Source organism: Myxococcus llanfairpwllgwyngyllgogerychwyrndrobwllllantysiliogogogochensis (genome assembly GCF_006636215.1).
Lineage (GTDB): Bacteria > Myxococcota > Myxococcia > Myxococcales > Myxococcaceae > Myxococcus > Myxococcus llanfairpwllgwyngyllgogerychwyrndrobwllllantysiliogogogochensis.
The window spans coordinates 1-14,615 of sequence record NZ_VIFM01000009.1; the positions used below are offsets into that span (position 1 = coordinate 1).

Annotated in this window: 13 protein-coding genes; 8 read left to right on the forward strand and 5 right to left on the reverse strand. The window is 68.7% G+C overall.

The annotated features are described in order from the left end of the window. Window positions 1–271: 271 nt before the first annotated feature. Together FJV41_RS03735 and FJV41_RS03740 are read left to right on the forward strand one after the other, a co-directional pair. Window positions 272–1,837, forward strand: a complete 1,566-nt coding sequence (locus tag FJV41_RS03735) for a hypothetical protein (RefSeq protein ID WP_141641011.1) — start codon at window positions 272–274, stop codon at window positions 1,835–1,837. Window positions 1,838–1,875: 38 nt separating this feature from the next. Then, window positions 1,876–2,835, forward strand: coding sequence for a hypothetical protein (locus FJV41_RS03740; RefSeq protein ID WP_141641012.1), 960 nt, complete (start codon window positions 1,876–1,878; stop codon window positions 2,833–2,835). 81 nt (window positions 2,836–2,916) lie between these two features. On the opposite strand, the gene FJV41_RS03745 is transcribed toward FJV41_RS03740, so the two are convergent. Beyond that, entirely contained in the window at window positions 2,917–3,543 is a 627-nt protein-coding gene (locus FJV41_RS03745; RefSeq protein ID WP_141641013.1) for a LysE family translocator, read from the reverse strand. A 289-nt stretch (window positions 3,544–3,832) separates the two neighbouring features. On the opposite strand from FJV41_RS03745, the gene FJV41_RS03750 reads away from it, so the two are divergent. Both FJV41_RS03750 and FJV41_RS03755 read left to right on the forward strand, forming a co-directional pair. Beyond that, window positions 3,833–4,234, forward strand: a complete 402-nt coding sequence (locus FJV41_RS03750; protein ID WP_141641014.1) for a GFA family protein — start codon at window positions 3,833–3,835, stop codon at window positions 4,232–4,234. Between the two features lie 28 nt (window positions 4,235–4,262). Further along, window positions 4,263–5,054 carry a class I SAM-dependent methyltransferase gene (locus FJV41_RS03755; protein ID WP_141641015.1) on the forward strand — a complete coding sequence of 264 codons (792 nt, stop codon included), beginning with the start codon at window positions 4,263–4,265 and terminating at the stop codon, window positions 5,052–5,054. Here FJV41_RS03755 and FJV41_RS03760 read toward each other — a convergent pair. After that, window positions 5,037–5,606, reverse strand: a complete 570-nt coding sequence (locus FJV41_RS03760; protein WP_141641016.1) for a nuclear transport factor 2 family protein — start codon at window positions 5,604–5,606, stop codon at window positions 5,037–5,039. The genes FJV41_RS03755 and FJV41_RS03760 overlap by 18 nt on opposite strands. A 155-nt stretch (window positions 5,607–5,761) precedes the next feature. Between FJV41_RS03760 and FJV41_RS03765 the strand changes: the two genes are divergently transcribed. The 4 genes from FJV41_RS03765 (at window position 5,762) to FJV41_RS03780 (ending at window position 10,491) form a co-directional block, all read left to right on the forward strand. Next, the gene (locus FJV41_RS03765) at window positions 5,762–6,703 is read left to right on the forward strand and encodes a LysR family transcriptional regulator (protein ID WP_141641017.1); all 942 of its coding nucleotides are present in this window, start codon (window positions 5,762–5,764) and stop codon (window positions 6,701–6,703) included. 120 nt (window positions 6,704–6,823) lie between these two features. Then, window positions 6,824–8,332 carry a M28 family metallopeptidase gene (locus FJV41_RS03770; RefSeq protein ID WP_141641018.1) on the forward strand — a complete coding sequence of 503 codons (1,509 nt, stop codon included), beginning with the start codon at window positions 6,824–6,826 and terminating at the stop codon, window positions 8,330–8,332. Between the two features lie 101 nt (window positions 8,333–8,433). Next, the gene (locus FJV41_RS03775; protein WP_141641019.1) at window positions 8,434–8,994 is read left to right on the forward strand and encodes a gamma-glutamylcyclotransferase; all 561 of its coding nucleotides are present in this window, start codon (window positions 8,434–8,436) and stop codon (window positions 8,992–8,994) included. A 120-nt stretch (window positions 8,995–9,114) separates the two neighbouring features. Further along, window positions 9,115–10,491, forward strand: coding sequence for a DNA/RNA non-specific endonuclease (locus tag FJV41_RS03780; RefSeq protein ID WP_141641020.1), 1,377 nt, complete (start codon window positions 9,115–9,117; stop codon window positions 10,489–10,491). 54 nt (window positions 10,492–10,545) lie between these two features. On the opposite strand, the gene FJV41_RS03785 is transcribed toward FJV41_RS03780, so the two are convergent. From FJV41_RS03785 to FJV41_RS03795, 3 genes are all read right to left on the reverse strand, one after another. After that, complete coding sequence (locus FJV41_RS03785; protein WP_141641021.1) at window positions 10,546–11,445, reverse strand: glycosyl hydrolase; 900 nt, start codon at window positions 11,443–11,445, stop codon at window positions 10,546–10,548. A gap of 38 nt (window positions 11,446–11,483) precedes the next feature. Further along, window positions 11,484–14,027, reverse strand: coding sequence for an excinuclease ABC subunit UvrA (uvrA, locus tag FJV41_RS03790; RefSeq protein WP_141641022.1), 2,544 nt, complete (start codon window positions 14,025–14,027; stop codon window positions 11,484–11,486). Between the two features lie 116 nt (window positions 14,028–14,143). Beyond that, window positions 14,144–14,578 (reverse strand): hypothetical protein, encoded by a 435-nt coding sequence (locus FJV41_RS03795; RefSeq protein WP_141641023.1) that lies wholly within the window; start codon window positions 14,576–14,578, stop codon window positions 14,144–14,146. Window positions 14,579–14,615: the final 37 nt, after the last annotated feature.

The window sequence follows — 14,615 nt, forward strand, 5'->3', positions numbered from 1 at the left end:
GACCGGGTGGGACTCGGGCATTCGGGGCGGGTGGAGACATGCTGCTATCGTGTCGGGGCCACCCGTCCTCCCGTCGCCACAGCCAGGCCCGCTCCATGAGAGACGCTCACCCGCGACGCTGCCGGAGCCCGTGACACATCTCATCGTCCCGGCGGCAGGGGGGCTTCTGGTGGGGCGGTTACGGAGAGGTGCGGTGGAGGGCGTGGTGACGCGAGGCGCTTTCCTGGCGCGTCCGGGAGTTCCCGGCGTGCCCTGACGTGGAGGTCGTGCCATGACGCTGCGAACGCGAGACGTGGTGCTGCTGCTGTCTGTCGTGGGGCTCGTTGCGTGTGGAGGCTCGGTGGAGGGGCCTTCCTCGCCTCCGCCCGAATCGCCGGGAGTCATTGAGGCCGCCGTCGTGCCACCCTGCACGGGGACCAATGCGTGGGCCACGATGGGGCATGACGCACGTCGCTCCTTCACCTCGGATGGTTGTGCGTGGCATCCCTTGCGCAAGCTCTGGGAGTTCGCGCCCACCGCGGGGACGGGGCGCTCCGTGCAAGGCGTGGAGCGGGCGGTGGCGGACACCGACGGCGTCTACCTGGCATGGAACTCCAACCCCAACTACGTCGGCTCTGGTGGAAGCCCCGCCCTGGAGAAGATCGCCCCGGCCACGGGCGCCAGCGTGTGGAGCGTCGACCGGCAGCTCAATGACAACCGGGGACATTGGCCCTCCTTCTTCGCGTATGAAAAGCTTGTCGGCGGCGGTGTCTATGAGGCACGCGATGGCGTCGTCCGCAACGATGACGGTATCCGGACCTGGAGCAAGCAGTTCGGCGCCAATTACTACTCGGGTGGCACCACACCGTACGCGGAACAGGAGCAGGCGAACAACGACAGCTGGGGCCAGTCGCTGTCGGACGGCACGCGCCTATGGGTCTACAACCAGCTCCACTACCACGGCCCCAAGCTGGGCCTGCGCTCGCTGGACAAGCGTGGCAACCTGCTGCTCGAGCTGAACACCTACGGTTACTACGGCGGCACGCGCGTCTTTCCGCAGCACCAGTGGGACACGGTGGAAGACCGCCTGGGCTCCATCGCCACCGACAACGGCTTCATCTACCTGGCCGCCATCTACAACTTCCAGTGCTCCACGAACTGCGACGCGAACGAGCCCCGTCCCTTCGCCTCGGGCCTGTTCGGCTGGGACCTGGCCACGGGGACGCCTCGCTGGCCTCGAGTCGCGCTGGAGCCCGCCAGCAACATCAGCGTGTCGGGCAATCGCATCTACCTGCTGGAGCGCGACCTGGGCACTGGCACGGTGACGTTCAACATCCGCAACGCGGGCTACAACGGCGCGAGTCTCTTCCGGTCCCCGCCGTTTCCCAGCTCGCAAGTCACCGGCTATCAGGCGCCCGTGCTGGTGGCGGGCCGGGCCATCGTCGCCGCGCAGGAGAGCTCCGGTCCCAACGCCGGCACCGTGCTCTATTCCTTCGATGCCCTCTCCGGTGGCACGCCGCTGACGGCGACTCTTCCGGGCGTCTACGATGTCATCGTTCCCTACTACGGACGTGACCTCCTGGATTTTTCCACGACGCCCTTCGCGGGCAAGCGCAGCACCTCCATCGCCGCGGCCTCGGGGACGAAGGATGCGTCCGGTGTGAGCATCCCCACGCTCGTCATCACCTCGCGTATGGGTTTGCACGTCGTCGCCGTCTCGACGCTCTCCTCGCTGTGGAGCGCCACCAAGCTGGCCCTGGTGGGGACGTCGGATGGCGGCTCGCTCAGGGACCCTGTCATCGTGAAGGACCGGGTCTATGTGGTGGACCGGAACAAGGTATACGCCCTGGGGCTGTAGCCGAGGCGATGTCGCCCGGACGGATGAGAGGAAGCACGATGCGACGGTGGGTGTTGCTGGTGTTCTGTGTCTCCACGCGCGTGTGGGCGCAGGACTATCGGGCTTGCAAGGAGCTGTTCGTGTCCCCGCTGGCGGCGAAGGTCGGGACGACGAACTCCAGTGGCGCATCCTGGGACGAGGGCTCCGCGCCGGACCCGGAGCTGTCGGCGATGGCCGTCGACGTCGAGGGGGCTTCGCCCACCGTCATCGGTCCGAAGCAGGAGGACGCCGGCACCCTGCTGTGGAACAGCCTCTTCCTGGAAGAGACGCGTTCGGGAGCGTGGCTGCCCGTGGGAGTGGGCGGCTCGCTGAGCCTGCTGCTCACCGACTCGGACGAGGGCATGTCGGACTTCATCGGGGCCTTCACCGTCACGGTGCCGGAGTCGCTCGCGAGCGCGGGCATGGCGTTCCTCACGGTGCCCTCCAGTGGCGCGCAGCAGGTGCCGCTCGCGCTGCGCATCTCCGCCTCCGACGGCAAGCGGCCGTGCGCGGGGTTGGAGAAGGCGGGGCCGGCCCGCTACGAGCTGCCCACGCCTTCGTTCACCGCGCGGGTGGACTCGGCCCTGTTGGAGAAGCTTCGCGGGGCCCAGCGCTGCAAGGCCGGGAGCACCCAGGCCGAGTGCAAGGCGGAGAGCTATGAGGTGCTCTACACGCAGGAGCTGCTCAAGGACACCTGGGTGACGCTGGTGTCCGGGGGGCCGTTCGACGGCAACCCGGGCAAGGTCTTCGCCGTGGCGCTGGGCATCGAGCCCGCGCGTCGACAGGTGGCGCACGTGGGGCGCTGTGACGCGGTGAAGAAGGCGCCCTCGCTGGGTGACGCGCTGGTCTGCCAGCTGGGCACCAAGGGAACGGTCATCTCCGTGGAGAAGGGCAAGGCCCGGACGCGGCCCGCCACCGCTCGGGAGCTGGAGGCGTTGAAGGACGACGCCCCAGCGCCCGCGCCTGCTCCCGCGCAGTGATGTCGTCGAGGTGAGTGCCGGACACGACGGCCGGAGCGAGTGGCTCCGGTCGTCAACGCTCCGTCAGGGTTCAGACGGGCTTCAGGCTTGTGGCCGCATCGTGGCGAGCACCGCGCCGATGCCGATGAGCGCGATGCCTGACAGTCGCTCGCGCCAGACCAGGGCGCGTGGTGAGCTGGACACCCGTCCGCCCGCGACACCCAGCCAGGCGTAGACGGCGAGCACGGGCACCTCCACCACGATGCAGGAGATTCCGTACACGGCGAACTGCAAGCCCGCCCGTGGGCCCGGGTGGATGAACTGCGGAAGCAGCGAGCCGAAGAACAGGATGGACTTGGGGTTGGCGAGTTGTTTGGCGAACCCCTGAACGAAGGCCCCGCGCCACAGGGGTGGCTTCGGACGCTGCTCCAGCGTGAGAGCGTGCTTCGCCGCGAGCAGCGTCCTCACGCCGAGGTAGACGAGGTAGGCCGCGCCCGCATAGCGGATGCCGTAGAAGGCGAAGGGGGAGGCGGCCAGCGCCGCGCCCAGGCCGGCGACGGAGATGAGGAAGTACACGGCATTGCCCGCCTGGATGCCCAGCGCGGCGCTCATTCCCGTGCGAAAGCCTCGCGACATCGCTTGGGAGACCACCAGCAACACGGCGGGGCCCGGGGTGATGGCGAAGAGGGTCATGGTCAGCGTGAAGGTGGCCCAGAGGGTGAGGTCCATGGAGTGGCCGCGTGACCGGAAGACGCTCCGGCCCGGACGAGGCCACCCTACGGACGGGACGGTGTCACGGCAAATGACGCGTGCGTGACGCCCGAAGGGCGGGCTCCACGGTGACACAGGGCCGGCATGCCACCGTCCTTGAAGCGGCGTCGGAATGACGACGTTTCACGGAGTGTCATCCACGGATGACCTGAATCGCCGCGGCGAAATCCCGGCGTTGAATCAAGCCGCACTCATGGTCTGCTCCGGCTTCGGATGAGGCCTGGGCTCGTCATGAGGAGCGTCACACGTGAAGAAGACGTACGTTGGGAGCTGTCACTGTGGGGCGGTCCGTTATGAAGCGGACGTCGACCTGAGCCAGGGCACCTACAAGTGCAACTGTTCCATCTGCACCAAGGCGCGGCTGTGGCACGCCATCATCGGGCCGGAGGACTTCCGTCTCCTGGCCGGTGAGTCCTCGCTCTCCGAGTACCAGTTCCACACCAAGCAGCTCCATCACCTGTTCTGCAAGCACTGCGGCGTTCATTCCTTCGGCTGGGGTGACGACGCGGACCTGGGGAAGTTCTACACCATCAAGGTCAACTGCCTCGACGACGTGGACCTCGACGAGCTGCTGCGCTCCCCCATCACCTACGTCAACAAACGGGACAACGACTTCAAGAAGCCGCCGGCCGAGGTCCGTCACCTCTGAACCTGCTGGCTCGAACGGAACGCTGCGCATGAAGCTCTATGACGAACTGGCGGAGTGGTGGCCCCTGGTCTCTCCTCCGAGCGACTACGAAGAGGAGGCGTCCGAGTACCGCCGCTTGCTCCATGCCGGCGCGACGGGCCCCTTGGTGACGGTGCTGGAGCTGGGCAGTGGTGGTGGCAACAACGCCAGCTTCCTCAAGCGCGACTTCCGGCTCACGCTGGTGGAGCCCTCGGAGGGCATGCGCAAGCACAGCCGCGAGCTCAATCCCGAGTGCGAACATCTGCCCGGTGACATGCGGACCGTGCGCCTGGGCCGCGAGTTCGACGCCGTGTTCATCCATGACGCCGTCGAATACATGACGACCGAGACGGACCTGCGCTCGGCGCTGGAGACGGCGGCGATGCACCTGCGCCCAGGTGGAGTCGTCCTGGTGGCGCCGGATGCGACGCAGGAGAGCTTCGTGCCGGGCTCGAGCACGGAAGGGGGCGACGAGCCCGAGGCTCCGGGCCGGGGCTCGCGCTCCCTGCGCTACCTCATGTGGACGCTGCCGCCGAAGCTGGGGAGCAACACTTCGGAGACCCACTTCGCGATGTTGCTGAAGGAGCGTGACGGCAGCGTCCGCTCCGTCCACGACGTGCACCTGAATGGCCTCTTTTCGAGGGCGACGTGGCTGCGCCTCTTCGACGAGGCGGGGCTCGACGCCCGCCTGGAGACGCGCACCCTGGAGGGCGCGCCGTACGACACCTTCGTCGCCGTGAAGCGTCGCGAGTCGCGCGAGGCCTCGTCCTCGCCCGGAGTTGGCTCACAGCGCGGGACGTGAGGCCGGGGGCATGAAGACTTCTTCGTCGTAGCGAAGCTGGAAGGTACGCCGAGAGAACTTCCAGTGTCCGTCCTGCTTCACGAACTGGTCGGAGTAGGTGCCGACAATCCTCCGGTCCAGCCCGGTTTGTTTGAAGCGCAGGACTTCGTCCAGGGTAGACCTCGCGGTGGCTCGCTCCGGGCTCTCGACGTGGACGACGATGGGGGTCACGCTCTGGACCCGCAGGTCGATTCTCTCGGCATTGCCGGCCATGCCCTTTCGGATGGCGTCGCGTCCCTCGAAGGTCCAACCCAGCGGTGGGGGCGCGAGGACCTCCCACACCGCGTCCTTCGCGAACATCTCCTCCGTCGCGGCCCAGTCCTGGTGATTCGCCGCGTCCGCGAAGCGCTCGATGAGCGAGCGCAGGGCGAGGTGGTCGATGGGGTACGCCTCGACATTCGAGACGCCCGCGGTGGCGATGCGCGAGGACATGGCCGAGCCCTCGTGGGTGCTCGCGCAGCCGAGCAGGGTGAGCAACGACGCCGCGAGCGGCGCGAGTTTGTGCGTGTGCATGGAGAGTGTCCTCGGGTCGGTGCGAAAGCCCCGGGGTGGAGCGCGAGGGTGACCCGGACCTCGCGATATCGGGGCAGGCACGGCGGAATATGTGAGGGGGCATCGATTCGGTCGAACGCGTTGTTCCCGTCGGATTGTTAAGGCAGGCTGAATCGATGCCGAGCCCGCTCGTCGAGACCCGACATCTGCTCCTGCTCTCCGCGCTCGAAGAGGTGGGCAGCCTCAACGCGGCCGCACGCAAGCTGCACCTGTCCCCATCGGCGCTCAGCCAGCAGCTCCGGGAGCTGGAGGACCGGCTCGGAGGCGCGCTGTTTCATCGGCAGTGGAGGCGCCTGGTCCTGACGGCGGCGGGCCAGCGGCTCACGGAGGCCGCGCGCTCCGTGCTGGGGGAACTCACGCGCGCCGAGGCCGAGACGCGCGAACTCCTGCGCGGCGCGAGTGGCACGCTGCGAGTGGCGACGGTGTGTCTCCAGTCCTATCGCTGGCTTCCGGAGCTACTGAAGTCCTTCTCGCGGGACTGGCCCGGGACGGAAGTCACTGTGGTGACGGAGGCGGGGGTGGCGCCCGCCGAGTGGTTGCTCGCGCGCAAGCTCGATGTTGCGCTCGTGGCGGGGGAGGTCCGAAAGAGCCCCCGCATCCGCATGGAGCCGCTGTTCCGGGACGAACTCGTCGCGCTGGTGGGACGGGAGCACCCCTGGGCCTCCTCGCGTCAGCGGCAGATCGACGTGCGGACCTTCGCGGACCAGCACCTGTGGCTCGATGAGGGCGCGCTCCGAGCCGATGCACCCCTGGGCAGAGCGCTTGCGAAGGCGGGGGGCCTCTCGCCTCGCAAGGTGACGCTCATCCCGATGACGGGGGGCCTCCCTGTCGAGATGGTGCGTGCGAATCTGGGGGTCACCGTGCTGCCTCGATGGGCCGTGGCACCCCAACTGGACGACGGCGGCTTGAGGGCCTTCCGTATCGGCCCGCGTGGGCTCTGGCTGGACTGGGCCGTGGCCACCCGGGACGGAGAAACGGAGCCCGCGCTCACCGCTTTCGTGGCGGCCCTGCGCGCGCACCACCCGGGGCCTCGGGGCCGGCAGATCCACCGGCGGTGATACATGGCTGAGACAAGTCACTGAAATCACGAGAAAGTGAAACCTTCTCGCAACACGGAACTCCCTCGTGGCGATAATCCCGAAGCGCGCCGTTCACGCTCTCCATCGGGATCCCCCACCATGGCTTCCAAGATCAGCGACCCGCCTCGTCCACTCCCTACCGCGACGACGCGAACCCCGGCCGCGAAGGCTCCCCAGCCCTCGGAGACGAACAAGGTCAAGACGCCCGACCTGAAGTGGAACAAGGACTGCTTCGAGCCGGGCAACGCCCAGCCGCTGCCGCTCCCCAAGCCCCCGGTGTCGCTGCCCCTGCCGCTGCCCAAGCCTCCGTCGCAGCTGCCGACGGACCCGAAGCCTCTGCCGACGGATCCGCAGCTGCCGACGGACCCGAAGCCTTTGCCGACGGATCCGAAGCCCCTGCCGCTTCCCGAGCCCGGCCCCGTGGAGCCCACGCCCGAGCCGAAGCCCGAGCCCTCCATCACCGACTCGGACCCGATGACGCACATCGCGTACCTCGCCTCGGACGAGCTCCAGGGCCGGGACAGCCCGTCGGCGGGACTCGACGCGGCCTCCGCGTACGTTCAGGCGCACGTCGAGAAGTACGGCCTCGTCGGCCCCAACTCGAACAACGCGGAGAACCCCTTCCAGCAGAAGTTCGACGTGTTCTCCTTCGTCGGCAAGCCGGAGACGTCGGCGACGGGTGACGCCGGGGAGCACGACCACGCGGCGCACAAGGAGTTCGGCCACCAGCTCTTCCAGGAGGGGTTCTACCTGGAGGACGGGATGCCCCGCGAGACGCTGGAGATGCTCAACAAGAAGTACGAGAGCACGATGAAGGCGGAAGGGCAGCCGCTCGCGCCCGCTCGCAGCGGAGACCTGCGCAGCGTCGAGGAGCTGCGCGCGCTGGCCACGGCGTCTGGCCAGGCGGTGAACACGATGGCGCTGCTGCCCGGCACCGGGCCGCACAAGGACGAGGTCATCGTGGTGATGGCCCACCTGGACCACGTGGGCACGGACCGTCGCGGCAACGTCCACAACGGCGCGGACGACAACGCGTCTGGCAGCGCGGTGCTGATGGCGGCGGTGCCGGAGCTGGCCGAGGCGCAGAAGCGCGGCGAGCTGGACCGCTCCATCCTCTTCATCTGGACGGGCGCCGAGGAGAAGGGGCTGGTCGGCTCGCAGTACTTCGTCGACCACCCGATTCCGGGGCTGAGCACGGAGCAGATCTCTGGCGTCGTCAACGTGGACATGGTGGGTCGCTGGGATGACCAGCGCCTGTCCGTCGTGGACACCGACCGCAGGGGCCAGGCGAACTACTTCCGCGACGTGGTGGACCAGGCCAACGCGCAGCTCGCGGACCCGTTCGACCGCATCAACCGCGACATCAACGTGTACCGGGACCGCCAGGACGGCGCCGTCTTCGGCCGCAAGGGCGAGGACGTCCTCTTCCTCTTCGAGGGCCTGTCCAATCCCAAGGGCGGCGGCGACCTCATCCCCGAGTACCATGAGCCCGAGGACGACATCGACCTCATCCTCCGCGACAACGGCGGCGAGAAGCCGCGCCGGGTCAAGGACCTGATGGTCAACGTCATCGAGCTGGCCGCCAACCGCACCACCGCCAAGGAGTAGCGCCCGCTCGGGCGTGAAGGCGCCGGCCTCGAAGTCCTCGGGGCCCGGCGCACACTCCAGGGGGCTTGTTCCCAGGCCATCACCCGCCGAGACTCGAAGCCATGTCCGCAGGTACTCCTCCGCCGCGTCCGTGGTTCGCCTTCTCCGTCGACCTGTCCCCCGCGACGGCGCGTGAGCGCCTTCCAGGTCTCCCCTCCGCGCCCGCGTTGCCTGATGGCGAGCCGGCCGAGGCGCTGGACGTGGACGTCGTCTACGACGTGCCCTCGCTGGCCTGGGGCGGCAAGGTGGCCCGGCTGGTGGACGCCCCGGGCAAGACGCTCCCCGGGCTGCTGCGGCGCGTTTCGCCGGAGACGTGGGACGCCGTGAGCCGCCTGGAGTCGGTGCTCGCCGAGGCCACCGCGTCACGGCCCGTGAAGGTGCGCACCGCCACTGGCGCCGTGCTCTCCGCCCACGCCTTCACCGCTCCGGCCCGAAGCGGCCCTCCCGCCACGGGCCCCATCAGCGAGGCCTTCCTCGTCACCGTGGCCCTGGCCGCCGAGCGCACCGGCCTCCCCGCCGACTACGTGGAGCGCCTCCAGGCCGAGGCCCACATCGTGGGAACGCTCCAACAGGCGAAGGCGGACGCACGCTCCGTCCCAGGCCCGTCCGCGAAGAAGCCGTGATCGCAACTTTCTGGAAAAAAGGCGGGGCGATGACGCAACCCGGTGTCGTCCCCGACCGACCATAGCTCTACCAGGGCCTCACTCCGTTCCTCCCCTGGGCGGCCCAAGGATGCCTTCCGCATGACGACGCTGCGACCCACTGCTCGTGCCAGCACCCCGTCCCCCGCCACGGTCGCCACGGCGGACGCCGCGCCCACCAACGTCGTGGCGCCGAAGGGGGGCAGCTGGAACCGCTCCACCGCTCGCGAGGTCCCCATCGCCGAACTCCAGGCGAAGTTCGGCTGGACCGAGCAGAGCTGGGAGACCGGGCTGCTGAAGGCGGCGGATGCGGCGGGTACCAAGACGCGCGGTGGCAACGGCCAGGTGTCCGCGGCGGAAATCCAGGCCTACCTCTCCGCGCCCACGGACGGCAAATACCTCACCTCCACGGCGCTCCAGCAGGGTCGCTCCGCGGTGGAGGCGAAGGTCGCCAAGGGCGGCGGCACGCCCGTGGACGTGGACGCTTTCGACACCAAGTGGCAGGACGGGCTCGCCAAGCGCGCCGACCTCCTGGGTGGCAACAGCGATGGCAAGGTCAGCCAGGATGAGCTGGCGGCCTACATCCAGAAGTCCAAGGCCAACCAGGTGGACGGCACGCGGTGGGTGCCGGACCAGCAGATGGCCGTCATCCAGAGCCGCGTCGCCGAGTCCGCCGGAGAGGTAGACCCGCTGCGTCCCACGGGCGGCGACGGCAAGGGGATGGAGCTGGTGAAGCAGTACTCGCGACTGACGCTGGATGAGGGGAAGAACCTCCCCACCTTCGTGAGCTACATGCTGTCCGCCGCCGACATCAAGGAGACGCCCGCCGAGGTGAACCGCACGAAGAGCTCCTTCGTGAGGGACCCGCTGCTGGGCGCCAACGGCGTCTCGGACTCCGACTACGACCACACGGGCTTCGACCGTGGGCACATGAAGCCCGCCGACGACTCTCCCAACCAGGAGGCGATGAACGAGAGTCACCAGATGACCAACATCGCCCCCCAGTACGGCAACCACAATCAGCAGGTGTGGAAGACGCTGGAGCAGGCCGTGACGGGTCTGGTGAAGGAGACCGGTGGCAAGGCGCACATCATGACCGGCAACCTGTTCCTGGACGCGGACGGCAAGCCGCTGCCTCAGGAGTCGGTGCAGACGACGGGCGCCAAGGACCGCAAGATTGGCGTTCCCACGCACAACTTCAAGACGGTGCTGCTGGAGCTGCCCAACGGCAACGTGACGATGTTCGCGTACATGGTGCCCAACGTGAAGGACGGGCCCTCGAAGAAGGACGCCATCATCCCGCTGCTGGAGTCCTCGCGCGTGCCGGTGGACCAGCTCGAGAAGCTGCTGGGTCAGGACCTGTACGCGCAGCTTCCCAAGAGCGTGCAGGCGAAGCTGGAGAAGGACACGTCGGCCCCTGGCGCCTTCCAGCTCCAGGGCAGCAAGTACGAGTCCGCCACGCTGCTCACGAAGCGGTAGCCCCTCCCGAGCACCGGGCCCTCTCTCACGGGCCCGGTGGCGCGCTGTCCGCCTTCAGGGCGCGGGCAGTGAGACGTAGTGCCTGCCCAGCTCGTTCAGGACGCCGGGCGCGCCCAGGAGGCTCGCGAAGCACGGGTCATGGGTCCACCGTCCGGTGAACCACGCGTAGCGGAACACGTCCGCCCGGCGCTCGCAGACGGCCACCATCTCCGTCATCTGCGCCTTCGCCTTGGCGACCGAGTCAATCTGCGCGCCATCCTGTTGCTGGTGGCAGTTGGCGAACTCGGTGACCCAGAACGGCTTGCCGTACTTCGTGAGCCGGTTGAGCTGGCCGTCGAGTCCGTAGTCGTACCAGTGGAACGCCAGGTAATCGATGCGTGGCTCGCGGTTGGCGTTCTCCGCGCGGTAGGCGGCGTAGAACGCATCCAGCCAGACCACCGGGTCCGAGTACCCCGACATCGTTCCCCAGTTCATCGCCGGGCCCACCAGCTTCACGCCCGTGTTGGCGGCGACGCTCTCGTACCGGGGCCACAGCCGCGCGGCGGCCTGCGGTGACATGTTCGCCTGATCCGTCAGGTTGGGCTCGTTGAGCAGCAGCAGGTATTCGATGTGGGGATTGTCCCGGAGCATCGTCTCGGTGCGCGCGGCGTCGAAGTCGCCGTTCCAGAGCATCGGGATGAAGTCCATGCCGTAGCGGGTGCGGAAGTCCGTGGGCACGTTGGTATGGGGACGGGGGCTCCAGTTGTACCACCAGCTCACGCCCGGAGAGACGGCAGCCAGGTCTTCGGGCGTCGCCAGGTCGAAGGCGATGCCGCGCTTGGCGCTCTTGATGAGCGGAGGCGTCTGGGTGCCCGCGTCGTCCGTGGAAGGGCGCCCGGGTTTGATGGGGTCCGCCGGGTCGCAACCCAGGAGCAGGAACAACGCGATGTAGGATGGCGCGAGCCAGCGTCTCATGTGCCGTCACCTCCGCCCGCGAGGGCGCGTGGAGACGGTCATCCTAGTGCGAGGAATGGCGCGGTGCGGCTCTTCGATGACGCGGCGACCTGGGCGGGTGTGCCGGCCGCGACGATGTGGCCGCCTTCATCCCCGGCACCGGGCCCCAGGTCGATGACCCAGTCGCTCGCGGCGACGACGCGCATGTCGTGCTCCACGAGGATGACGGTGTTGCCCGCCTCCACGAGCCCATCCAACTGCGCCATGAGCTTGTCCACGTCCGCGGGGTGCAGGCCGGTGGTGGGCTCATCCAGGACGTAGAGGGTGTGGCCTCGCTGGGTGCGTTGCAGCTCCGTGGCCAGCTTGATGCGCTGGGCCTCGCCGCCGGACAGCTCCGTCGCGGGCTGGCCCAGGCGCAGGTAGCCCAGGCCCACCTCGCGCAGGACGCCCAGCGCGCGCTGCACGTGGGGCTCCTCGGTGAAGAACGCATGGGCGGTGTCCACCGTCATGCCCAGCACGTCGGCGATGTTCTTCCCCCGGTAGCGAATCTCCAGCGTCTTCGCGTTGTAGCGGGCGCCATGACAGGTGGGGCAGGGCGCATAGACGCTGGGCAGGAACAGCAGCTCCACGCTCACGAAGCCCTCGCCCTCGCACGTCTCACAGCGGCCCTTGGCCACGTTGAACGAGAAGCGTCCGACGTCGTACTTGCGAGACCTCGCGGCCGGCGTCGCGGCGAAGAGCTTGCGGACGTGGTCGAACAGGCCCGTGTACGTCGCGAGGTTGGAGCGCGGCGTGCGGCCGATGGGTTTCTGGTCCACCCGCACCATCCGGTGGATGTCCTCCAGTCCTTCGGTGATCTTCCCGCCCGTGGTCAGGACAAGGGGGCGCTCCAGCGGCTCGCCGTCCTCCTCTTCCTCGGGAGGCTCGTGGCCCAGGTGCGCGGCGACCAGCTCCACCAGCACCTGGCTCACCAGGCTCGACTTGCCGGAGCCGGAGATGCCCGTCACGGTGGTGAAGACGCCCAGCGGAAAGTCGGCGCTCAGCCCCTGCAGGTTGTTGCGGGAGACGCCTCGCAGGCGCAGCCACCCCTTGGGAGTTCGCGGAGGGCGGGGACGCGAGGGCTCGGCTCCGAAGAGGTAGCGCCGCGTCTGGGACGCCTCCACGCCCCTGAGCCCGTCCAACGGACCGCTGTAGAGGACCTCTCCGCCTTGCTCTCCGGCGGCCGGGCCCACGTCGATGACCCAGTCCGCGTGGCGGATGACGTCCATCTCGTGCTCCACGACGAAGAGCGAGTTGCCGGAGCCCTTCAGCGCGTCGAGCGCCCTGAGCAGCGCCTGGGTGTCCGCGGGGTGCAGGCCCGCGGAGGGCTCGTCCAGCACGTACACCACGCCGAACAGGTTGGAGCGCACCTGGGTGGCCAGCCTGAGCCGCTGCAGCTCACCCGGGGAGAGCGTGGGCGTGCCGCGCTCCAGTGAGAGATATCCGAGGCCCAGCTCCAGCAGGACGTGCAGTCGCTCCACCAGGTCCTTCGCGATGCGCTCCGTGACGAGCGCCTTCTCGGGGTGCTCTCGCGTGAGCTTCTTCAGGGGCGACGCCGTCCCCTCCGCGTAGGGCTGGAGCAGGGTGGCGACACGCTTGAGCGGCAGGCGCGACAGCTCTCCGTAATCCAGTCCCGCGAAGGTGACGGACAGGGACTCGGGGCGCAGCCGCTTGCCGTGGCAGACGCGACACTCGCCGCTCTCCATGTAGCGCGACACCCGCTTCTTGATGAGCGGGCTCTGCGTCGTGGCGAAGGTCTGCAGCACATAGCGCCGGGCGCCGGTGAAGGTCCCCATGTAGCTGGGCGCCGTCTTGCGCTTGAGCGCCTGACGCGTCTCCGCGGGCGTGAAGCCCGCGTACACCGGGACGGTGGGCTGCTCGTCCGTGAAGAGAATCCAGTCGCGGTCCTTCTTGGGCAGGTCCCTCCAGGGCGTGTCCACGTCGTAGCCAAGCGACACCAGGATGTCGCGCAGGTTCTGCCCGTGCCACGCGGGCGGCCACCCGGCGATGGCTCGCTCCCGGATGGTGAGCGAGTCGTCCGGCACCAGGGTCCGCTCCGTCACCTCGTAGACGCGGCCCAGGCCGTGGCAGTTCGGGCACGCTCCCGCCGGAGTGTTCGGGGAGAAGGCGTCGGAGTCGAGATGCGGCTGGTGCGGCGGGTAGGTGCCGGCGCGCGAGTACAACAGGCGCAGGGAGTTCGACAGCGTCGTCACGCTGCCCACCGATGAGCGTGTCGTGGGGGCGCCCCGGTGTTGCTGGAGCGCGACGGCGGGGGGAAGACCCTCGATCGAGTCCACCTCGGGGATGCCTGCCTGGTCGATGAGGCGCCGAGCGTACGGGGCCACGGATTCGAAGTAGCGCCGCTGGGCCTCCGCGTAGAGCGTCCCGAATGCGAGGGAGGACTTGCCGGAGCCGGAGACGCCCGTGAAGACGACCAGCGCGTCGCGGGGCAGGTCCACGTCCACGTGCTTCAGGTTGTGCTCGCGGGCACCCCGGACGCGGACGAAGCCCGTCCGGGTGTCACCGGACGGTCCTGCGAGGTGAAGACGGCGGGGTCGGCTCATGAGGGACGCTCCTCCGGGCGTCCTACCGAATCTGGTGCCGGGAGGCGCGGAGGAACAGGCTCCGACCGACGGAGCCCGTGCTCGAGTCTCTGCGCGGGCCGCCGGGAACGTGCGCCCTAGCCATGCCGGGGGCGGTCGACGGCGTTCCTCCACCGCCCTATCACCCAACGGACAAAGATGGCGCCCAGCGCCAGGGCTCCCGAGGCCATGACCGCGCGGATAGGCATGAAGATGAGGGCGATGGCGGCCTGGGCATCCTCGCCCACATGGCTCCAGACCCGAGTCTGTCCGGCGAGGAGCAGCACGGGCGCGCTGACGGCGCCGGTGAGAAGCCCCCAGGTCACCGGAGGAGTCCTGGGCACTCCGTAGGCAACGACGACACCCACGGTGACGAAGCAGACCAGCGGGACGGCGACATACGGGGCGAGCATGAACATGGCGCTCTGGTTCTGAGGACCGATGTCCGAGAAGAGGCGGGCCAGCTCCGCGCCCAGTGGATTGACGATGACGCTGAAGAGCGCGGCGGCGGCCAGTGCGAGCAGCGATTTCATGGGTCCCCCTTCTTCCTTCGGGCGACAGCCACCGTAC